Raw genomic sequence first — 21,010 nt, forward strand, 5'->3', positions numbered from 1 at the left:
CCGGCCCCGCCACCACCGCCGGCCCAGCCGTGGTTGTACGAGGTGCCGGACCCGGTGCCCCCGGCACCGCTCGGCGGGCCGCTCCCGGCCGAGCCGCTGGACTGGTTGCCTGTCCCCCCGGCACCGGGACTGCCCCCGTCAGCTCCGCCCCCGCCGGTGGATCCTCCGCTGGAGGCGCCGCCGGCTCCGGGGTACATGCCGCCATTGCCGCCCGTCCCTCCGGACCCGCCGTCGACCGCGTTGCCGCTGCCGCCGCCACCGCCGGCATAGATGACACCCTGGCCCGAAGAGGTCAGGATGATGGCCGAGCGGCCTCCACCGCCGCCTCCGTCCCCGTCGTCATGGGCGTGCCCGCCCGATCCGCCGCCGCAGATACCGCCGACACCGCCGCTGACCTGCCCGACGCCGCCGACCTCGATCTGAAGGCCGTACGGCGGCTGGCCCCACTGCGACGTGACCGGGATCGTGGCGCTGACGATCCCTCCAAGGCCGACCGCGGGACCGTGGTCGCCGGAGCCCCCTGACGCAGCGGCCGCCGTCACGGTGATGCTCGTGGTGCCGGGCGCGGCAGTGATGGTCGTCGTTCCGGGCTGGTTGAAGGTAATGGGACCGCTCCCCGGGGCAATGGCCTGGATCTCGTTATCCGCCATGTCTAATCCTCCTCTCGACTATCAATTTTTCGAGCAGCCCAGGCCAAAATGACCGGCTGGTTGCCGCTCGCCCAATGACCCGCCCTTCCGTGTGGCGCGACTTGTCTCCGGCGCGACACCAATATCCTGGGCGGATAGGAAGCCAAGCTTATTGCATAATATCTTATGCGCCTAGTCTTAAATTGCAGCGGCCGATGAGCCCGGATGCCCGCATGGCAGGCAGAGCCGCGAGGTCCGGGGCGAGCGCGCGGCCGCCCCTACTCCGCCGCCCCCGGCGTGGGGCCGGCCTGGCGCGGGACGGCGCGGGCCCAGCGGTCGCGCGACCACAGGCGGAAGCGGTCGAGCACCAGGTACAGCACCGGCGTGGTGTAGAGCGTCAGCACCTGGCTGACGATCAGCCCGCCGACGATGGCGATGCCCAGCGGCTGGCGCAGCTCGCTGCCGGCGCCGAAGCCGACCGCCAGCGGCACGGCGCCGAAGATCGCCGCCATCGTCGTCATCAGGATCGGCCGGAAGCGCAGCAGGCTGGCCTGCAGGATCGCCTCGCGCGGGGCCAGGCCGCGGCTGCGTTCCGCCTCCAGCGCGAAGTCGATCATCATGATCGCGTTCTTCTTGACGATGCCGATCAAGAGGATGACGCCGATCATCGCGATCAGGCTGAACTCGGTGTCGAACAGCATCAGCGCCAACACCGCGCCCACTCCCGCCGAAGGCAGGGTCGACAGGATGGTGATCGGGTGGATCGTGCTCTCGTAGAGGATGCCCAGCACGATGTAGACCGCCGCCAGCGCCGCCAGGATCAGGATCGGCTCGTTGCTGAGCGAGCTCTGGAACACCTGGGCGGTGCCCTGGAAGCTGCCATGGATGGTCGACGGCACATGCAGGGCCACCATGGCCCGGTCGACCGCCGCCGCGGCGTCGCTGAGCGACTTGTCCGGCGGCAGGTTGAAGGAGATGGTGGTCGCCGCGAACAGGCCCTGGTGGTTGATCGACAGCGGCGTGTTGCCCGGCCCGTAATGGCTGATCGCCGACAGCGGCACCATCGTCTCCTTCGCCGTGCTGACGGCGGCGCCGCTGGAGGTGCCCTTGCGGCCGGCATTGGCCAGCGCGTTGGTGTTGGCGTTGGCCGCCGACTGCGCCGCCAGGCTGGCCGTGCCGGTACCGGTGGCGCTGGCCGGGGCGTTGGTGCTGGCGGTGCCGCCGGCGCTGCCGCCCGAGGTGCTGATATACAGGTTCTTCAGCGTCTCCGGGCTCTGCCAGTATTGCGGCGCCACCTCCATCACCACGTGGTACTGGTTGATGGCGCTGTAGATGGTCGACACCTGGCGCTGGCCGAAGGCGTCGTAGAGGGTGTTGTCGATCTGCTGCGGCGTGATGCCGAGGCGCGCCGCGGTGTCGCGGTCGATGACGATGTCGGTCTCGACGCCCTTCTGCTGCTGGTCGGAATTGACGTCGACCAGGGTCGGGTCGGCCTGCAGCGCCTGGGTCAGCTTCGGCCCCCATTCCTGCAGCTCGGCCGAGGAATCCGACTGCAGCGTATACTGGTAGGCGGCGTTGCTCTGCCGCCCGCCGGCGCGGATGTCCTGGGCCGAGACCAGGAACAGCTGGCCGCCCGGCACCACCGCCAGCTTGCCGCGCAGCCGGGCGATCACCTCGTCGTCGCTGACGCCGCGCTCCGACAGCGGCTTCAGGGTGACGAAGACCTGGCCGGTGTTGGTCTGCGACCGGCCGCCGCCCCCGCCGCCGGTGAAGCCGACGACGCTGTCCACCGCCGGGTCGGTGCGGACGATGTCCATCAGCTGCGCCAGCTTCTGCTGCATCGCCTGGAACGAGATGCTCTGGTCCGCGACGATGCCGCCGACCAGCCGGCCGGTGCTCTGCTGCGGGAAGAAGCCCTTCGGGATGATCGCGAACAGCGCGATGTTCAGGCACACGACGCCGAACAGCACCAGGATGACGAAGCCGCTGTGGCGCAGCGCCCAGCCCAGCGTCCGCTCATAGACTTGCATCACCCGGGCCAGCGGGCCGGGGCCGCTGTCGGGCCGGCGCGGCCGGCGGCGCAGCAGCAGGGCGCACAGCATCGGCGTGGTGGTCAGGGAGATCGCCATCGACACGGCGATGGCGATCGACAGGGTCAGGGCGAATTCGCGGAAGATGCGGCCGACCAGCCCGCCCATCAGCAGGATCGGCAGGAACACCGCCACCAGCGAGATGCTGATCGACAGCACGGTGAAGCCGACCTCGCGTGCGCCGCGCAAAGCCGCCTGGCGCCGCGGCATGCCCGCCTCGACATGGCGGGAGATGTTCTCCAGCACCACGATGGCGTCGTCGACGACGAAGCCGGTGGCGATGGTCAGCGCCATCAGCGACAGGTTGTCGAGGCTGTAGCCAACCAGGTACATGGCGCCGAAGGTGCCGATGATCGACACCGGCACCGCCACCGCCGGGATGATCGCGGCGCGCGGGTCGCGCAGGAAGGCGAACACCACCAGCATCACCAGCAGCACCGAGATCACCAGGGTCAGCTGGGTGTCGTTCAGCGAGGCGCGGATGGTGCCGGTGCGGTCGGCCGTCGGGGTGATGTCGATGTCCCGCGGCATGGCGGCGCGCAGATGCGGCAGCTCCGCCATCACCCGGTCGACCGTGTCGATGATGTTGGCCCCGGGCTCGCGGTACAGCACCACCAGCACGGCCGGCTTGCCGTCGGCCAGGCCGGCGTTGCGCAGGTCCTCGACCGAATCCTGGACGTCGGCGATATCGGACAGCCGCACCGTGGCGCCGTTGCGGGCGGCGATCACCAGCGGCTTGTATTCCGCGGCCGTGCTGGCCTGGTCGTTGCTGTAGATCTGGAAGTGCCGGCCGGCCTCCTCGATCGACCCCTTCGGGCTGTTGGCATTGGCCGCGGCCAGCGCGGCGCGGACATCCTCGAGCCCGATGCCGTACTGCGCCAGCGCCTGGGGGTTCAGCTCGACCCGCACCGCCGGCAGGGCGGCGCCGCCCAGCGTCACCTGGCCGATGCCCTGGATCTGCGACAGCCGCTGCTCCAGCACATTGCTGGCGGCGTCGTAGATCTGGCCGCGGGTCAGGGTCGGCGAGGTCAGGGCCAGGATCAGCACCGGCGCGTCGGACGGGTTGACCTTGCGGTAGGTCGGGTTGCTGCGCAGCGCCGCGGGCAGGTCGGCCCGGGCCGCGTTGATCGCCGCCTGCACGTCCCGCGCCGCGCCGTCGATGTCGCGGTTCAGGCCGAACTGCAGGATGATGCTGGCCTGGCCGACCGAGCTGCGCGAGGTCATCTGGGTGACATCGGCGATGGCGCCGAGATGCCGCTCCAGCGGGCTCGCCACCGTGGCCGCCACCGTCTCCGGGCTCGCCCCGGGCAGCGAGGCGGAGACCGAGATGGTCGGGAAATCGACCTGCGGCAGCGGCGACACCGGCAGCTTGAGATAGGCGAAGAACCCGGCCAGGACGATGCCGAGGGTCAGCAGCGTCGTCGCCACCGGCCGGGCGATGAAGGGGGCGGAGAGGTTCACGCCCCCTCATCCCCCTCGCTGAAGCGCGACCGCGGCCGGCGGCCGGTGATGCGCTCGGCCAGGCGGTCGAAGGCCAGGTAGATCACCGGGGTGGTGAACAGGGTCAGGAGCTGGCTGACGACGAGGCCGCCGACGATGGCGACGCCCAGCGGCCGGCGCAGCTCGGACCCCATGCCGGTGCCCAGCATCAGCGGCAGCGCGCCCAGCAGCGCCGCCATGGTGGTCATCAGGATCGGCCGGAAGCGCAGCAGGCAGGCCTGGAAGATGGCCTCGCGCGGCGGCTTGCCTTCCTCGCGCTCCGCCTGCAGCGCGAAGTCGATCATCATGATCGCGTTCTTCTTGACGATGCCGATCAGGAGGATGATGCCGATGATCCCGATCACATCCAGCCCGTCCCCCGCCGCCATCAGCGCCAGCAGCGCGCCGAGGCCCGCCGACGGCAGGGTGGACAGGATGGTGACCGGGTGGATGAAGCTCTCATAGAGCACGCCCAGCACGATATACATCGTCGCGATGGCCGCCAGGATCAGCAGCGCCTCATTCGCCAGCGAGGACTGGAAGGCCGCGGCCGAGCCCTGGAAGGCGGTGACGAAACTGTCGGGCAGGCCGACCTGCTGCTCCGCCTGCTGGATCGCGTCGACCGCGGCGCCGAGCGACGATCCCGGCGCCAGGTTGAAGGAGATCAGCGTCGCCGGGAACTGGCCGAGATGGGTGATCTGCAGCGGCCCGGCCCGCTGTTCGACCGTGACGATGGCCGACAGCGGCACCTGCCCGCCGGAGGAGGTCGAGGATGGCAGGTACAGCGCCTTCAGCCCGTCCAGCGACTGCTGCAGCGACGGCGCCGCCTCCAGGATCACGCGGTACTGGTTGGCCTGGGTGTAGATGGTCGAGACGATGCGCTGGCCGAAGGCGTCGTAAAGCGCGTTGTCGATCGTGGCCGGGGTGATGCCGAAACGGGCGGCGGTGGCGCGGTCGATCACCAGGTCGACCGCCAGCCCCTGCTGCAGGTAGTCGCTGGCGACGTCGGCGATCTCCGGCACCTGCTGCAGCCGCTGCATCAGCTTCGGCACCCACTCCTGAAACTGGTCGAGATCGGCGTTCTGCAGCACGAACTGGTACTGCGTGCGGCTGACGGTGGAATCGATCGTCAGGTCCTGCACCGGCTGCAGGTAGAGGGTGATGCCCGGCACGCCCGCCGTCTCGCCGCGCAGCCGGTCGATCACCGCGCCGGCATCGGCGCTGCGCTGGCCCAGCGGCTTCAGCGAAATCAGGAACCGGCCGCTGTTCAGCGTGGTGTTGGTGCCGTCGACGCCGATGAAGGAGCTGAGGCTCTCGACATCCGGATCCTTCAGGATCGCCTCGGCCAGCGCCGACTGGTGCTTGGCCATCTCGGCATAGGAGACGGTCTGCGCCGCCTCGGAGATGCCCTGGATCATCCCGGTGTCCTGTTCCGGGAAGAAGCCCTTGGGAATGACGACGTAAAGCGCCAGGGTCAGCGCCAGCGTCGCCACCGCTACCAGCAGGGTCAAAGGCTGGTGGTCCAGCACCCAGCCCAGCGCCTTCCCGTACTGGCCGATGATCCAGTCGAAGGCGCGCTCGGCGCCGCGGTCGAAGCGGCCGCGCTCGGCCTGCGGCCGGTGGCGCAGCAGCCGGGCGCACATCATCGGCACCAGGGTCAGCGACACCACCGCCGAGATCACGATGGTGACGGCCAGGGTGACCGCGAACTCATGGAACAGCCGGCCCACCACCTCGCCCATGAACAGGAGCGGGATCAGCACCGCGATCAGCGACACGGTCAGCGAGATGATGGTGAAGCCGATCTGCTCGGCCCCCTTCAGCGCCGCCTGCAGCGGCGGCTCGCCCTCCTCGACGAAGCGGGCGATGTTCTCGATCATCACGATGGCGTCGTCGACGACGAAGCCGGTGGCGATGGTCAGCGCCATCAGCGACAGGTTGTCCAGGCTGAAGCCCAGCAGGTACATCGCCGCCAGGGTGCCGACCAGCGACAGCGGCACCGACAGGCTGGGGATGATGGTGGCGGCCGCGGTGCGCAGGAACAGGAAGATCACCATCACCACCAGGGCGACGGCCAGCATCAGCTCGAAGCCGACATCGGCGACCGAGGCGCGGATGGTGACGGTGCGGTCGCTGAGCACCGCGACCTCCGCCGCCGCCGGCAGGCTGGCCTCGAGCTGCGGCAGGATGGCCTTGATGCCGTCCACCACCGCGATCACGTTGGCGCCGGGCTGGCGCTGGATGTTGACGATGATCGCCGGCGTCGTGTTCGCCCAGGCAGCCAGCTTGCCGTTCTCCGGCCCGCTGACCACGGTGGCGACGTCGGACAGGCGGATCGGCGCGCCGTTGCGATAGGCCACGACGACGTCGTTGTAGTCCTCGGCCTTGGTGATCTGGTCGTTGGCGTTGATCGTCGACGACCGGGTCGGCCCGTCGAAATTGCCCTTCGGCGTGTTGACGTTGACGTTGCCCAGCGTGGTGCGGATGTCGTCGATGGCCAAGCCGTAGGCGGCCAGGGCCTGCGGGTTCACCTGGATGCGCACCGCCGGCCGGGCGCCGCCGCTGAGGCTGACCAGGCCGACGCCGGGCTGCTGCGAGATCTTCTGCGCCAGCCTGGTGTCGACCAGGTTCTGCAGGTCGGTCAGCGGGATGGTCTTGGAGGTGACGGCCAGCGACAGGATCGGCGCGTCCGCCGGGTTGACCTTGGCGTAGATCGGCGGCGCCGGCAGGTCGCCGGGCAGCAGGTTGCCGGCGGCGTTGATCGCGGCCTGCACCTCCTGCTCCGCCACGTCGAGGCTGAGGTCGAGGTTGAACTGCAGGGTGACGACCGAGGCGCCGGCCGAGCTGGCCGAGGTCATCTGGTTCAGCCCCGGCATCTGGCCGAACTGCTTTTCGAGCGGTGCCGTGACCGAGGAGGTCATCACCTCCGGGCTCGCGCCGGGATAGAAGGTCTGCACCTGGATGGTCGGGTAGTCGACCTCCGGCAGGGCCGACAGCGGCAGGAAGCGGTAGGCCACGGCGCCGACCAGCAGGATCGCCGCCATCAGCAGCGAGGTGCCGACCGGCCGCAGGATGAACGGACGCGACGGATTCATCGCCGGCCTCCGGCCTCAGGCGAGCCCTCGCCCCTCGCCGTCATTGCGAGGAGGCGAAGCCGACGAAGCAATCCAGGGGCCGGTTCGCACTGCCCCTGGATTGCTTCGCTGCGCTCGCAATGACGATGGTGGGAATCCCGAACAGGTCTCCCAAGCGGGAGAGGCAATCTGAGCATGCCCGAGGGACCGTGACGGCGGTGGAGAAAGGCGAGCTTCTCCGCCCGTCCAGAGCGGCACGCGCTCATGGGTTCGCCGGAGCCTGCTGGCCCTGATTGTCGCGGCGGCGGTGCTGGCCCTGGCCGCCGCCTTCGCCCGTGCCCTGGCGATGGCGCTGGCCGCCCGCCTGCCCGTCCGTCGGGGCAGCGGCCGCGGCGCCCGGCCCGGCAGCGCCGTCCTGGCCGGCGACCGTGACATGGGCGCCGTCGCGCAGCCGGTCGGTGCCGTCGACCACCACCCGGTCGCCGGGTTGCAGCCCGTCCTCGACCGCGACCATGCCGCCATCCGAGGGACCGGTCTTGATCGGCTTCACCGCCACCGTGTCGCCGGCACCGACCAGGTAGACGAAGGCGCCGGGCGCGCCGTGCTGGACCGCCGCGACCGGGACGGTGACCACATCCTGCCGGGTGTCGACCAGCAGCCGGGCGTTGACGAACTGGTTCGGGAACAGCGTCTCGTCGGCATTGTCGAAGCCGGCGCGCAGCTTCACCGTGCCGGTGGTGGTGTCGATCTGGTTGTCGAGGGTCGACAGCGTGCCGGTGGCGATCTGGGTGGTGCCGGACCGGTCGAAGGCGATCACCGGCAGGCTGGCGCCGGCGCGCAGCCGCGCCTGGATCTGCGGCAGGTCGTCCTCCGGCAGCGAGAACACCACGGAGATCGGGTGCAGCTGGGTGACGATGATCAGCGCATCCCCGACCTGGACGTAGTTGCCGGCATCGACCTGGCGCAACCCGACCCGGCCGTCGACCGGCGAGACGATATGGGCATAGGCCAGGTTCAGCCTCTGGGCGTCGATCTGCGCCTGGTCGGACTGGATCGTGCCCTGGTCCTGCTGCACCAGGAAGGCCTGGTCGTCGACCTGCTGCGCCGACACCGCCTTCTGCTTCAGCATCTGCTGGTAGCGCGCCAGATCGGCCTGGGCCTGCGCCAGCGCGGCCTGGTCCTTGGCCAGCTGGCCCTGGTCCTGCTCCAGCGCCACCTGGTAGGGGCGCGGGTCGATCTGGGCCAGGAAGTCGCCCTGCTTGACCAGCTGGCCTTCCTGGAAGCCGACCTCGGTCAGCTGGCCGGCGATCTGCGGCTTGACCGTGACGGTGGCCAGCGGCGTGACCGTGCCGAGCGCGTCGAGGGTGATGCGGATGTCGCCGCGGCCGACCGTGACCACGCCGACCGGCTGCGGCGGCCCGGCGAAGCGGCCGCCCCGGGCCGGGGCCGGCGCGCCGCCGGGCGTGGTGACGACATGCCAAGTGGCCAGCGCGATCAGCGCGGCGGCGACGAGGCCGAGGCCGCCCCATACCAGCCGCCCGCGGCGCCGCGCCGGGGCCGGCCTCTCCGTCTCCTTGACCGGCCGCTGTCGGTCCTCGACGCGAGCATCCATTGATCCGTCACCTTGAGTCTGCGTCTGGCGGCCCCTTCGCGCAGCTACACGACCGGATGGTCCAGGTTCCGTCGGTCGGCCGATCATACGCCGGATGGGGCACAAAGACGCAGGTCATGCGTTACTGTGCCCGTTGCAACGTTTAGGGGCCGCGCCGACGGGCGTGGGGTGGGGAACGGGATGCGCCGGGAGTTTCTGGGCGAGTTGCTGGCGCCGCTGGTGCTGACCGGGAAGCTGTGGTGGCGCTTCTGGCCGCAGCTGACGCTGCTGGTGCTGATCGGCATCCTGCTGAACGACCAGCTGCTGCTGCTGTCGGCCAAGATCGGCTTCGTCGACCGGTCGCTCGGCTTCGCCGCCCTGACCCTGGTGGTGCTGACCAAGCTGGTCGTCACCGTCCTCGGCTTCATGCTGATGCGGTCGGCGCTGCCGGCCATCGCCGCCGCCCGGGCCTTGTCGACAGGTGCGGCAGTGCCGATCACCGGCCCGGAGGACGCCGCCGCGGGAGGCAGCCCTGCCACCCCGCCGGCACCGGTCACGCCGGCAGCGATCACCCGGCGGCAGCGGCTCACCGGCTTCGCCACCACCTTGACCATCGCCCTGGTGCCATTCTTCGCCTATTACGCGGCCTGGGGCTTCCTGAACGACACCATCCGCGAATACTCGATGCTGGGGCTCAGCCTGGACCCCTTCGGCGAGGGCGGCAGCCTGCTCGACGCCATCGGCGCCCGCTGGCTGGCGGTTTCCGTCGTCGCCACCTGGCTCCTGCGCCGGCTGTTCAAGATGCTGCGCGACCGCACCGATGCCCCGATCTGGAAGCTGCTGATCGTGCTGTGCGAGACCAACTGGGTCTTCATCGGCCTGTTCGTGCTGTCGCAGTGGAAGGACGAGACTCTCGCCTGGGTGGCCAGCGGTGCCGCCTGGACCTGGCTGAACGGGATCTGGCAGGCGGTGCTGACCCCGATCTCCACCGCCTTCGCAGCGTCGGAACCGATCGAGCAGGTGCCGCCGGACGCCGGCACCGTCGCGCTGGGGCTGTTCTTCTATGCCCTGCTGCCGCTGATCTGGCTGGTGATGGCCGCGCTGATCTACGGCCACGACCTGGGCGGCGACCCGGACTGGATGCGGCACCGGCGGCTGGAACGGATCAGCAGCCGCTATGCCGCCCTGCCGAAATTCGTGCGCGACTTCATCGGCCATTTCGCCAACGGATACCGCAGCCGCTACCTGCCGATCGCCAACAGCATCCGGCTGACGATGGGGGCCGATCTCGGCCTGTTGCTGACCCTGATCGTCGGCTGGCGCGGCATCGGCTGGGCGGCGGACTGGGCGTGGATCGGCGCGACGCATCTGATCGGGCCGCATCCGCTGCCGCTGTGGCGGGTGCTGGGCGACGGGCTGTCGCTGCTGCTCGGCAGCCCGTCCGGGACCACGCCCGGCATCCTGGTGGAGCCGCTGCGCCTCTGCCTGGTGGCGGCGGTGCTGGAGACCGCCTTCGCACGATCGCAGGCCCCGGCCGAGCCGGAAGCGAAGGCCGAGGCGGCAGCAAGCTAGACGCCCGCCCGGCGGCCTACATCGAGTCGAGGTGGAAGCGCAGGTAGCGAGGCCGTTCGCCGTCCATGCTGACGGTCGGCTCCACCTTTCCGGCGACGTCGTGCGGCACGGTGAAGTCCTGCTCGATCCGCAGCACCGTTCCGGGTGCCCGCGGCTCCAGCGTCGCGGCGCCGCATGTCATGGTGCCTTCGGTCGAACGCGGGCCGCCGAAGCCGCCGCCCGACCAGCGCCGGCCCTGGTCATCCTCCAGCGCCACCCGGCAGCGCTGCCACAGCTGATCGATGCCCGGCTCCCGCACCGTCACCCGGAACCGGACCCGCACGGGCGTGCCCTGGCGCTGCACGCGCGGCCATCCGGAGTCCTTGAGCGGCAGCACCTCCACCGTCTCCAGCGTCCAGTCGGCCCCGGCGAAGCGGGCCTCGCCCCCGGCGGACACGCCGACCTCGAACAGCTCCTGGCTCTGCCACCAATCCTCCAGATCGCTCCGGGCGGTGATCAGGAAGGTGGCGGGCAGCGCCAGCAACAGCCCCCACAGGCACCAGCGGCGGGTCCGCCTTTCGCCGCGATCGGTCGGGACAAGGGCGGTGGCGGCATTCTCGTCGGCCTGCTCGGCGGTCGTCATCGGGTCACCCCCGGCCTCTGGTCGAGATCCATGCTGTCGAGGATCGGCAGGGTTCCGCCGCCGTCGCCGAGCCGGATCCGGACGATGGAATCGAGCAGGCTCAGGTCGATGTTGGGGGCAACGAAGGTGGCGCCGCGGGCCTGGTCCTCTCGGATCTCGAAGATGAACCAGCCCCGCCTCGGCATCCCGGGCTGCAGCACCTCGCCCACCAGCTGGGATTTGGCGCCGGACAGCCGGTTGGTGTGGGAGTAGCGCAGTCCCGTGGGCCCTTCCCAATACGCTTCGGTGATGTTGGTGGTCTCGTCCTGCGCCCCGACGGTCGCGGTCACCACCGCCCAGAGGCCGGAGGTATCGCGCGTCTCCTCCTTGCCGTAGGCCTCGAAACGGAGCTGGCGGGCGAACTGGATGGTCTCGATCCGGACCGTGAACTTGCGCGCCGCCACCGTGTCGCCGATCTGGCCGGTGACGGGGATCGCCGCGACCATCTGGTCATACAGCGGCGTGGTCCACTGCATCCCCAGCAGCAGCAGGGCGACGACCAGCAGCGCCGCCAATCGGCCGAGCCACCGCATCACGTCGGCCCGGCCGCCTGGAGGGGGATGTCGACGATGCCGAGCATGTGCGGGTTGTACCAGCCCGAATGGCCCCAGAGATTGTCGCGCCGCTTGTAGTCCGAGGTGCGGACCGCGAATTTCAGCACCGCCGGCACGGCAGCGTCCTGCGGCAGGGTCCAGACCGCGGCCACCCGCTCGGTCATGTCCGGGTGCAGCTCCCACAGCAGCTCATGGTCGCGCAGCAGCATGTAGGTCGGCTGGTCCTTGCCGACCGACGGATCCAGCGTCAGCAGCCGCCCGAAGCTGTTGCTGGAGGCGGCGGTGCGGTTGGTCAGGTCCATCTCCACCACCAGGGCCTTCTGGCCGTCCCGGACCTTGCGCCCGTCGGGCGTGGTGGTGTCGATCCGCACGCTGAGCGGCAGCACGCGCCATTCCCCCGCATCGATCGTCGTGCCGGCCGGGAAGTGCGGCAGCGGTTTGTCCGTGCGGTAGGAGGCGATGGCCATGACGAGCACCACGCCGGCGGCCAGGAAGCCGCCGATGCCCGTGGTCAGCCAGACCATGGTCCGGCTTCTCCACCCCTCCAGCCCTAATCGTTTTGCCGCGGACATATGACGGTGCCGAAGCCTTCCCCACCCACAGGACCGATCGAACACATGGGGACGGAATTGGTTCCGGATTCAAGAGGAATCCCAAGGGCTGGGCCACCCCCTCACCCTCCCGCCGCCTTCGGCGTCGGGCCCCTCCCTCTCCCCGAGGAGAGGGGAACAGCGCCGCCCTTCACCTCTCCTTGGGGAGAGGTCGAGATCGCGGAGCGATTTCGGGTGAGGGGGCTGCTCCGGCCCATCCAGCTGTCGCGGTCTCCTACAGATCCAGCACCACCCGGCCGCTGGCGGGCACGGCGCAGCACACCAACGCCTCCCCTGGCCCGGGCGCGCCGGCCGGCGGCTCTGCATAGGTCACGGCACCCTCCGCCACCCGCGCGGCGCAGGTGCCGCACAGGCCGGAACGGCAGCTCCACGGCGCCTCGATCCCCGCCGCCTCGGCGAGGTCGAGCAGCGAGCCCCTGGACGGGTCCCAGGTAGCGCTGCGGCCGGAGGCGCGGAACTCGACCTGCGCCTCGGCCACCGCCGGCGGCAGTGTCGCCGGCTCGGCCGGCGCGGCGGAGCCGACAGCGAAGGCCTCGCTGCGGATCCGCTCCGGCCGCACGCCGAGGCTGCCGAGCGCCGTCCGCATCGCCTGCATGAAGCCTGCCGGGCCGCAGAGATAGACGTCGGTATCGTCGAGCGGCAACAGCCGGCGCAGCAGCGCGGCATCGATATGCCCGGCATCGTCATGGTCGCGGCCCGGCACGTCCTGCGGCCGCGGTCGGCTGTAGCGGACATGGACGGTCAGGGTCGGCGCCCGCGCCGCCAAAGCCCGCAGATGGCCGGCGAAGGCGTGCTCGGTGCCGTCGCGCGCGGCATGGACGAACCAGATCCCGCGGCCGGGATGGCGCAGCCGGTCCGGGTTGCGGCCGACCAGGTCGTTCAGCATCGCGATCATCGGCGTTATCCCGACGCCCGCCGACAGCAGCAGCACCGGCCGGCGGCTGTCGGTGTCGAGCACGAAGTCGCCGCGCGGCGCCAGAGCACGAATGGTGTCGCCGGCCCGGACATGATCGTGCAGCCAGTGGCTGGCCAGTCCGGGCCGGCCGTCCGGCGCCGTCTCGCGCTTGACGCTGATCCGGTAGCGGCGTCCCCCCGGCGCGTCGGACAGGGTGTAGGTGCGCCGCACCGGCTGGTCGCGGCCGGGGATGTCGAGCGCGATCGGCAGGAACTGGCCCGGCCGGTGCGGCACCACGCTGCCGCCATCCGCCGGCTCCAGGATGAAGGAGCGGATGGCGGCGCTCTCCTCCACCACCTCGGCCACGGTGAAGGGCCGCAGCACATTGCGCGACGCCTCGGCCTTCGCGGCGCGGTCCGCCTCCGCCCAGGTGCCGGTGGCGGCCAGCTGCGGCGCCGGCTCCGGCGCCGTCCAGCGCAGCGGCACCGCGTCCTCGATCCAGCGCCCCTCCTCCGGCCGGAAGCGCAGCAGCCGCTCCGCCCCGGCGAACGACGCGACCTCCGGCCCGTCCCACACCACCTCGGCGGTGCCGGTCAGCAGCAGCACCCCGCCGTTGTCGAAATCGACAAACACCAGGCCGGCGCGCGGATCGGCCGCGATGTTGCCGAAGGTGTTGAAGTAGAAGTTGCCGACGAAGTCCGGCGCGGTCAGCACCGTGCGGCCGCCCTCTTCCGCCACCCGGACGAAGCCGGGCCGGCCGCCGCGATGCGAGACGTCGACGCCCTCGGACGGCGCATCCCCCTCCTCCGCATGGGCCGAGCGGGAGGCGATGAAGAAGGTGTCGGCTGACGCGACCAGGGCGGAGGCCCGCGGCGACAGCAGCGGCCCCTCCTCATGCATCGGCCGCGGCGCGCCCAGGCTGTCCGGCTCGGCGACAAAGGCGGGCATCCGCGCCTGGATGTATTGCGGGCAGTTGCCGAAGCTCTGCCCGACCGTCACGGCGAAACGGCCATCGGCCCATTCGGTGACGGTGCCGTTCATCCGGTTGCGCCGCCGTGTCTCCAGCTGGATGCCGAGCAGCCCGACCGGCGATCCCAAGGCGAGGTTGTCGCCCAGCGGGTCGCCATAGGCCGGCCGCGCCGCCACGGTCAGGGTGCGCGGGTCCGGGGAGTGCAGGAAGCCCGGCCGGCCGGACAGGATCGAGGCCCAGGGCCGGCCCTGCCGGTCCAGGCTGCCGACCACCAGGAAGGGCAGCAGGGCGAAGAAGTCGCGATGCTGGTCCGGCATGATGCCGCGGATCACCCGGCGGCCGGCCGAGGCCATCCGCTCGCGCACGCCGGCCCGGGCCTGGGCGGCTTCCTCGCCGGAATGGAAGGGCGCCGCGTCATGCGGCCAGCCGGGCAGCGGTGCGGGTGTGGTGGTGTCGGGCATGATGCACCTCTGGGGATGCGGTGTTGCTGGATAGGCCCCTTCCCCCTCACCCTCCCGTCGCTTCGCGCCGGGCCCCTCCCTCTCCCCGAGGGAGAGGGTTTTTACCTCTCCCTCGGGGAGAGGTCGAAATCGCGCCCGCGATTTCGGGTGAGGGGGTGGCTCAGGCCTCTCCGGTCCTAGGCGGCCACGGCGGTGCGCCGCATCGGCACGAAGCCGGGGAGCGTCTCGATCCGGGACAGCCAGGCGCGGATGTTGGGATAGTCCTGCAGCGACACGCCGCCCTCGGGCGCCACCGCGGTGTAGGTGTAGTTGGCGATGTCGGCGATGGTCGGCTGCGGCCCGGCCAGGAAGCCGCCCCGGGCCAGATGCGCCTCCATCACCCCATAGAGGCGGGCGGCGATCGCCTTGGCGCGCTCATGGTCCAGCTGGGCCTTGAACACGGTGACCAAGCGGGCCGCAGCCGGGCCATAGGCCAGGAAGCCGGCGGCGACCGACAGCCAGCGCTGCACCTCGGCCGCGGCCAGCGGGTCGCGCGGCAGCCAGCGCCCGGCCTCGTCATAGCGGCCGGCGAGATAGACCAGGATGGCGTTGCTGTCGGCCAGCGCCACCTCGCCATCCTCGATCGCCGGCACCTGGCCGAAGGGGCTGCGGGCGAGGAAGGTCGGGGTCTTGTGCTCGCCGCCCGGCAGGTCGACATCGATCGCCTCGAAGGGCAGCCCCAGCAGCGACAGGAACAGCTCGACCCGGTGGGAGTGGCCGGACAGGCCGAAGCGGTAGAGGCGGATGGGCTGGGCGGGAACAGGCATTTCGGCGGCCTTTCAGGGAGTGTCGATGCCACAAGATGCCCATTCCCCGATTTATGGAGAATGCGCGTGCTTGACAGATCACCGTTTCAACCAGCGGAATAATCCGATGGACCGGCTGGACAGCATGCGCATCTTCGTCGCCGTGGCCGAGGCCGGCGGCTTCGCCCCCGCGGCCCGGCGCCTGGCCCTGTCGCCGCCCGCCGTGACCCGCGCCATCGCGGCGGTGGAGGAGCGGATCGGCGCCCGGCTGCTGCACCGGACCACCCGGGTGGTCCGGCTGACCGAGGCCGGCACGCGCTTCCTGGAGGATTGCCGCCGCATCCTGGCCGAGGTGGAGGAGGCCGAGGCCGCGGCGGCCGGGCTGCATGCCGAGCCGCGCGGGCCGGTCGCCGTCACCGCGCCGGTTCTGTTCGGCCGGCTGCATGTGGCGCCGGTGCTGTTCCGGGTCGCCGGCCGCTACCCGCGGCTGGTGGTGCGCAGCTTCTTCATCGACCGCATCGTCCATCTGGCCGAGGAGGGCTACGATGTCGCCGTGCGCATCGCCGAGCTGCCGGATTCCGGCCTCAGCGCCGTCCGCGTCGGCACGGTGCGGCGGATCGTCTGCGCCTCCCCCGCCTATCTGGCGGCGCATGGCACGCCGCGCAGCCCGGCCGATCTGGCGGAGCACGAGGCGATTCCGTTCATCCGGGGGCCGTCGACGCGCGACTGGATGTTCCATCAGGGCGGGCGAACGGAGACAGCCGAGCCGCGGACCCGGCTGATCGTGAACCATGCCGATGTCGCGGTGGCGGCGGCGGTGGCGGGGCACGGCCTGACCCGGGTGCTATCCTACCAGGCGGCGGCGGAGATCCGCGCCGGCCTGCTGCAGGTGGTGCTGCAGGATTACGAGCCGCCGCCGATCCCGATCCAGGTCGTGCACCAGGAGGGCCGCCGCGCCTCCGCCCGGGTGCGGGCCCTGGTCGACATGCTGGCGGAGGGGCTGCGGGCGGATCCGACGCTGCGATAGCCCGACGCCCCGGTTCATCCCGCCCGCGCCACCATCGCGACCGGGGCGATCAGGCCGTGCTCGACCGCCGCCATGACGTTGCCGACGCGCTCCCGCGCCGTCGGTCCCATCAGCAGCTGCGGGCCGAGCGGCGATGGGCCTTGGACCGCCGCCCGTTCCCGCGCCTCGCGGACCAGGCGCAGCGCCAGGGCGCCGCGGTCATGCTCCGCCTCGACCGTGAAGCCGGCCTCGCGCAGCAGCCGGCGATAGGTCTCCGGCGTCTCGACGAAGCTGGTCTCCGGCGCCGCCGCCCAAGGCATCGGCCATGGCAGGTCGCCGTCCCCAAGCTGCATCACATCGTAGACGCCGAAGCGCGCGCCGGGCCGCAGCACCCGCTTCACCTCGGCGAACAGCGCCGCCTTGTCGGCGATGTTCATGCCGACATGCAGCAGCGTGGCGGCGTCGAAGCCCCCATCCGGGAACGGCATGGCAAGGGCGCTGCCCTGGCGGAACGAGACCCGGCCGGACAGGCCGCAACGGCGGGTCAGCCCCTCCGCCGCCGCGACGAACTCCGCCGTGAGGTCGATGCCGGTGACCCGGCAGCCCGGCGCCACGGCGAGGTGCCGGGCCGGCCCGCCGATGCCGCAGCCGACATCCAGCAGATGGGTGTCCGGCCCCAGGCCGAGATCCGCCGCCAGCGCCGCCGTCGCAGCTGGCCCGCCGAGGTGGAACTCGTCCGACCCGGACAGGTCGGCGGGCGAGAGATGGTCCGGGTCCTTTCCGGCCGCCCGCAGCGCGTCGAGGAACGCCTGCTCGATGCCGCTGCGGCCGTAGTGGCGCGCGACCTGCTGCTCGGCCTCCATCGCAACCTCCTGAAACGCCGGACGGCCCGCCGCGGATCACGGTCGGGCCGTCGCACCATACTCCGGCTCTTTACCTGTCCCTAGCCCGGCAGCAGCTTGAGCGCGAGGACGCCGCCGAGGATGGCGAGGATGGCCACCAGCCGGGCAGGCCCCAGCGCCTCGCCGAACAGCAGCAGCCCGGCGGTGACCGACCCGACCGCGCCGATCCCGGTCCAGACCGCGTAGGCGGTGCCGAGCGGCAGCACCTTCAGCGCCTGGGTCAGGAGGCCGAGGAACACCACCAGCGCCACCACCGATGCCGCGGTCCAGCCGAGGCGGCTGTAGCCGTTGGAGTATTTCGTGGTCACGGCCCAGACCACGTCGGCGATGCCGGACAGGACCAGCATCGCCCAGGCGAGGGAGTTCGACATCGCCGCCTCCCTCAGCCCAGCTTGATCACGGCGACGCCGGCCAGCAGCGCCGCCACGCCGGCCAGGCGCAGGGCGGAGACCGGGCGCCGCGGCAGGCGGAACCAGCCGTAGCGGTCGACGAAGACCGAGGCGACCTGCTGGCCGGCGACGGTCAGCCCGACCGCGGCGGCGGCGCCGATCACCGGGATGGCGGTGAAGACGGTGGTGACGTAGGTGGCGCCGGCGATGCCGCCGAGCCAGCCCCACCACGGCATCGTGCCGACGCCCTCCAGCCTCGGCCGCGGCTGCCTCGGCAAGGCCAGCACCAGCAGCACCACCGCGGCCATCGCCGCGGTCGCCACCAGGAAGCTGACGGCGCCGACGGCGAAGGGCGCGCCGAGGTCACGGCGCAACAGCGCGTTGACGGCCCCCTGCACCGGCAGCACCGCGCCGGCCAGCAGCGCCAGCAGGATCCAGCCGGCCCGCGACAGGGCCGGGACGGCGCTGCCGCCGGACTGGCCCAGCACGATCGCCGCCGCCCCGGCCAGCACCAGCGCCGTGCCGGCCACCGCCGCCGGAGCGAAGCCGGCCGCCGGCACGCCGAGCAGGCCGAAGCCGTCGAGCGCCAGCGATGCCAGCATCTGGCCGGCGATGAACAGGCCGACGCTGACCACCGCGCCGAGCCGCGGGAACAAGAGGATGGTCGAGACCACATAGACCGCGCTGGCGGTGCCGCCGATGGCGTGCCACCAGACCACGCCCGGCAGGGCGGACAGGGCCGAGACCGCGCCGGTCAGCAGCGCCGCGGCCAGCAGGATCGCGGTGCCGACCGAGAGCTGCAGCGTGGTGGCGGCGAAGGGGCTGCCGGTGGCCTTGGCCAGCTGGGCGTTGGCGCCGGCCTGGACCGCGAGCAGACCGCCGGCCAGCAGCGAGATCGGGATGAACAGGGTTTCCATGACGAATTCTCCGACCGGTCGTCCGGTCAATGATGGCCGGCCGGGACGCGGAGGCCGCGCTGCACGGCGGGCCGGGCGGCGATGGCCTCGTACCAGCGGCGCAGGTTGGGGCTGTCCTCAAGGCCGACGCCGATCTTGGTCAGCCCGGCATGGATCCAGGGCCAGCTCATGATGTCGGCGATGCCGTAGGCCTCGCCCGCCAGATGGCTGCGCCGGCCCAGCGTGCCGTCCAGCACCCGGTACACCCGCGCCGCCTCGGCCTCGAAGCGGCCGATGACGTAGGGGATCTTCTCCGACGCGAAGATCCTGTAGTTCCACAGCTGGCCCAGCGTCGGGCCGAGATGGGCGGCCTGGAACAGGGTCCATTGCAGCGCCGTCGTCCGCTCTCCGGCATCGGCCGGCAGCAGCTTGCCGGAGCGCTCGGCGAGATAGGTCAGGATGGCGCCGCTCTCGAACACGGTGCGGCCGCGGTCCGGGTCGGTGATCACCGGGATCTTGTTGTTCGGGTTCAGCGCCAGGAAGGCCGGCTGGCGCTGCTCGCCCGCCTCGATGTCGACGACATGCACCTCATAGGGCAGGCCGGTCTCCTCGAGCATGATCGAGGCCTTGTGCCCGTTCGGCGTCTGGTAGGTGTAGAGCTGGATCGGCGTCATCGCTGTCTCTCCGGAAGGCGGGCCAGCCCCGCCGCTGGAGAGAAGATGACAAGTGCACGGACGCAGTTCGATCTGTGATACTGCAGCGATCATCTGCGTCACCGCACAGGATCATCCATGGACAGCCGGCTGGATTGGGAGGATTTGCACACCGTGCTGGCAGTGGCCGAGGCCGGGTCGCTGGCGGGGGCCGCGCGGCGGCTGGGCGTCAACCACACCACCGTGCTGCGCCGGATCGGCGGCTTCGAGCAGCGCCTGGGCCTGCGGCTGTTCGACCGGCTGCCCGGCGGCTATGCCCTGACGGCGGGCGGGGAAGAACTGGCAGCCGCCGCCCGTGGCATGGCGGCGACGGTCGAGGGGCTGGAGCGCCGCCTGACCGGCCAGGATCTGCGGCTGGAGGGCACGCTGCGGGTGGCGACGGCGGACACGCTGACCGCCTCGGTGCTGCCGGCGCTGCTGGCGCAGTTCCGTGAGCTGCATCCCGGCATCATGCTGGAGGTCACCACCGCCAACCTGATGGCGAACCTGACCCGGCGCGACGCCGACGTCGCCGTGCGGCCGGTGCTGGACCCGCCGGAGACGCTGGTCGGCCGCCGCGTCGCCGGCATCGCCTTCGCCGCCTATGCCGCGGCGGGCCACCCGGCGGCGCGGGGCGGCACGGTCGATCCGGCGGCCCATCCCTGGGTGGCGCCGGATGACAGCCTCGCCGGCACCGCCGTCGCCCGCTGGATGCGCCGGGCGCTGCCGGAGGCGGCGATCGCGCTGCGGGCGGATTCGCTGGTCGAGCTGCGGAACGCCGCCCGCGCCGGCATCGGCCTGGCCGCCCTGCCCTGCTATCTCGGCGACGTGTCGGAAGGGCTGGTGCGCATCGCCACCCCGACCGTGCCGGAGGGCGCGGCGCTGTGGGTGCTGACGCATGAGGATCTGCGCCGCACCGCCCGGGTCAGCGCCTTCACCGAATTCATGGCCGCCGCCCTGTCCCGCCAGAGAGACCTGCTGGAAGGGAGAAGGCCGGCGGCAGGGTGATGCCTCGGGCGAGGCTATCCATCATCGTCATCGCGAGCCCCGCAGGGGCGTGGCGATCCAAAGGTCGGTGCCGCTGGATCGCCACGTCGCTTCGCTCCTCGCGATGACGAGTTAAGATGGTCAGGACAGAGGCAGGAGGACACCCATGGCCGTGAAGCGGATCGTCACCAACATCGCCGCCGGCGACGTTGCCCGGGCGCGGGCCTTCTACGGCGATTTCCTGGGCCTGGAGCTGGCCATGGACATGGGCTGGATCCTGACCTTCTCCGCCGGCACGACGATGACGCCGCAGCTCAGCGTCATGACCCAGGGCGGCTCCGGCACCCCGGTGCCGGACATCTCGGTCGAGGTCGACGATGTCGACGCCATGCACTGGAAGGCCGTGGCGATGGGCCTCGCCATCGAATACGGCCCGGCCGACGAGCCCTGGGGCGTGCGCCGCTTCTATGTCCGCGACCCGTTCGGCCGGCTGGTCAACATCCTGGCGCACTGAGCCTGGGCAATCGAGTAAGAAGGCTGAACATCCGGCCTCCCACTTTCCTGTCATTGCCGGGCCTGACCCGGCAATCCAGGGCCACCAAGAGCCGCTCTGGCCGCCCCTGGATCCTCGGGTCAAGCCCACGGGTGTCCGGTTAAGAAAAGGTGGACATGGCGCACGGTGTTGATTCAGCTCGGGTTCAGGACGTTGGCGCGTCACCTGGACACGACCCGGAGCAACACCGTGCGGCATCACAATAGCGTGTTC

At 71.2% G+C, this 21,010-nt stretch carries 16 protein-coding genes and 1 pseudogene; 4 read left to right on the top strand and 13 right to left on the bottom strand.

All coding sequences use genetic code 11. The features are described 5' to 3' along the window. The 4 genes and pseudogenes from BWR60_RS38780 to BWR60_RS30540 form a co-directional block, all read right to left on the bottom strand. Positions 1 to 650, bottom strand: a pseudogene (locus BWR60_RS38780) (hypothetical protein); the annotation flags it as partial. Between the two features lie 257 nt (positions 651 to 907). Continuing rightward, a complete protein-coding gene (locus BWR60_RS30530) occupies positions 908 to 4,180 on the bottom strand; it encodes an efflux RND transporter permease subunit (protein ID WP_088156141.1) in 3,273 nt (1,090 codons plus the stop codon). Beyond that, the gene (locus BWR60_RS30535; protein WP_088156143.1) at positions 4,177 to 7,293 is read right to left on the bottom strand and encodes an MdtB/MuxB family multidrug efflux RND transporter permease subunit; all 3,117 of its coding nucleotides are present in this window, start codon (positions 7,291 to 7,293) and stop codon (positions 4,177 to 4,179) included. Before BWR60_RS30535 ends, BWR60_RS30530 begins: the two co-directional genes overlap by 4 nt. Positions 7,294 to 7,534: 241 nt before the next feature. Beyond that, positions 7,535 to 8,884, bottom strand: coding sequence for an MdtA/MuxA family multidrug efflux RND transporter periplasmic adaptor subunit (locus BWR60_RS30540; RefSeq protein ID WP_088156145.1), 1,350 nt, complete (start codon positions 8,882 to 8,884; stop codon positions 7,535 to 7,537). Between the two features lie 180 nt (positions 8,885 to 9,064). Here BWR60_RS30540 and BWR60_RS30545 point away from each other — a divergent pair, with 180 nt between their 5' ends. Continuing rightward, positions 9,065 to 10,435, top strand: a complete 1,371-nt coding sequence (locus tag BWR60_RS30545) for a hypothetical protein (protein ID WP_088156147.1) — start codon at positions 9,065 to 9,067, stop codon at positions 10,433 to 10,435. Between the two features lie 16 nt (positions 10,436 to 10,451). Here the strand turns inward: BWR60_RS30545 and BWR60_RS30550 are convergent, their stop codons facing one another. The 5 genes from BWR60_RS30550 to BWR60_RS30570 all read right to left on the bottom strand — a co-directional run bounded on the left by BWR60_RS30550 (position 10,452) and on the right by BWR60_RS30570 (position 15,393). Then, the gene (locus BWR60_RS30550; protein ID WP_088156149.1) at positions 10,452 to 11,057 is read right to left on the bottom strand and encodes a hypothetical protein; all 606 of its coding nucleotides are present in this window, start codon (positions 11,055 to 11,057) and stop codon (positions 10,452 to 10,454) included. Continuing rightward, complete coding sequence (locus BWR60_RS30555) at positions 11,054 to 11,629, bottom strand: DUF4352 domain-containing protein (protein WP_144445810.1); 576 nt, start codon at positions 11,627 to 11,629, stop codon at positions 11,054 to 11,056. The genes BWR60_RS30550 and BWR60_RS30555 overlap by 4 nt, the downstream gene beginning before the upstream one ends. Next, on the bottom strand, positions 11,629 to 12,174 hold the full coding sequence (locus BWR60_RS30560; protein ID WP_088156153.1) for a hypothetical protein: 546 nt from the start codon (positions 12,172 to 12,174) through the stop codon (positions 11,629 to 11,631). The genes BWR60_RS30555 and BWR60_RS30560 overlap by 1 nt, the downstream gene beginning before the upstream one ends. 301 nt (positions 12,175 to 12,475) lie before the next feature. Then, positions 12,476 to 14,587 carry a pyridoxamine 5'-phosphate oxidase family protein gene (locus BWR60_RS30565; RefSeq protein WP_088156155.1) on the bottom strand — a complete coding sequence of 704 codons (2,112 nt, stop codon included), beginning with the start codon at positions 14,585 to 14,587 and terminating at the stop codon, positions 12,476 to 12,478. A 176-nt stretch (positions 14,588 to 14,763) separates the two neighbouring features. Further along, positions 14,764 to 15,393, bottom strand: a complete 630-nt coding sequence (locus BWR60_RS30570) for a glutathione S-transferase family protein (RefSeq protein ID WP_088156157.1) — start codon at positions 15,391 to 15,393, stop codon at positions 14,764 to 14,766. Positions 15,394 to 15,499: 106 nt separating this feature from the next. Between BWR60_RS30570 and BWR60_RS30575 the strand changes: the two genes are divergently transcribed. Beyond that, a complete protein-coding gene (locus tag BWR60_RS30575; protein ID WP_088156159.1) occupies positions 15,500 to 16,399 on the top strand; it encodes a LysR family transcriptional regulator in 900 nt (299 codons plus the stop codon). A gap of 14 nt (positions 16,400 to 16,413) precedes the next feature. Here BWR60_RS30575 and BWR60_RS30580 read toward each other — a convergent pair whose 3' ends face one another. From BWR60_RS30580 to BWR60_RS30595, 4 genes are all read right to left on the bottom strand, one after another. Continuing rightward, entirely contained in the window at positions 16,414 to 17,241 is an 828-nt protein-coding gene (locus tag BWR60_RS30580; RefSeq protein WP_088156161.1) for a class I SAM-dependent methyltransferase, read from the bottom strand. An 80-nt stretch (positions 17,242 to 17,321) separates the two neighbouring features. Beyond that, on the bottom strand, positions 17,322 to 17,651 hold the full coding sequence (locus BWR60_RS30585; RefSeq protein ID WP_088156163.1) for a DMT family transporter: 330 nt from the start codon (positions 17,649 to 17,651) through the stop codon (positions 17,322 to 17,324). Positions 17,652 to 17,662: 11 nt separating this feature from the next. After that, positions 17,663 to 18,586, bottom strand: coding sequence for a DMT family transporter (locus BWR60_RS30590; RefSeq protein WP_088156165.1), 924 nt, complete (start codon positions 18,584 to 18,586; stop codon positions 17,663 to 17,665). Between the two features lie 26 nt (positions 18,587 to 18,612). Further along, a complete protein-coding gene (locus BWR60_RS30595) occupies positions 18,613 to 19,239 on the bottom strand; it encodes a glutathione S-transferase family protein (RefSeq protein WP_179222015.1) in 627 nt (208 codons plus the stop codon). A 117-nt stretch (positions 19,240 to 19,356) separates the two neighbouring features. Between BWR60_RS30595 and BWR60_RS30600 the strand changes: the two genes are divergently transcribed. Both BWR60_RS30600 and BWR60_RS30605 read left to right on the top strand, forming a co-directional pair. After that, positions 19,357 to 20,265, top strand: a complete 909-nt coding sequence (locus tag BWR60_RS30600) for a LysR family transcriptional regulator (RefSeq protein ID WP_088156167.1) — start codon at positions 19,357 to 19,359, stop codon at positions 20,263 to 20,265. Positions 20,266 to 20,410: 145 nt separating this feature from the next. After that, the gene (locus tag BWR60_RS30605) at positions 20,411 to 20,758 is read left to right on the top strand and encodes a glyoxalase superfamily protein (RefSeq protein ID WP_088156169.1); all 348 of its coding nucleotides are present in this window, start codon (positions 20,411 to 20,413) and stop codon (positions 20,756 to 20,758) included. Positions 20,759 to 21,010 lie beyond the last annotated feature (252 nt).

Origin of the sequence: Inquilinus limosus, assembly GCF_002195995.1 — a bacterium.
Lineage (GTDB): Bacteria > Pseudomonadota > Alphaproteobacteria > DSM-16000 > Inquilinaceae > Inquilinus > Inquilinus limosus_C.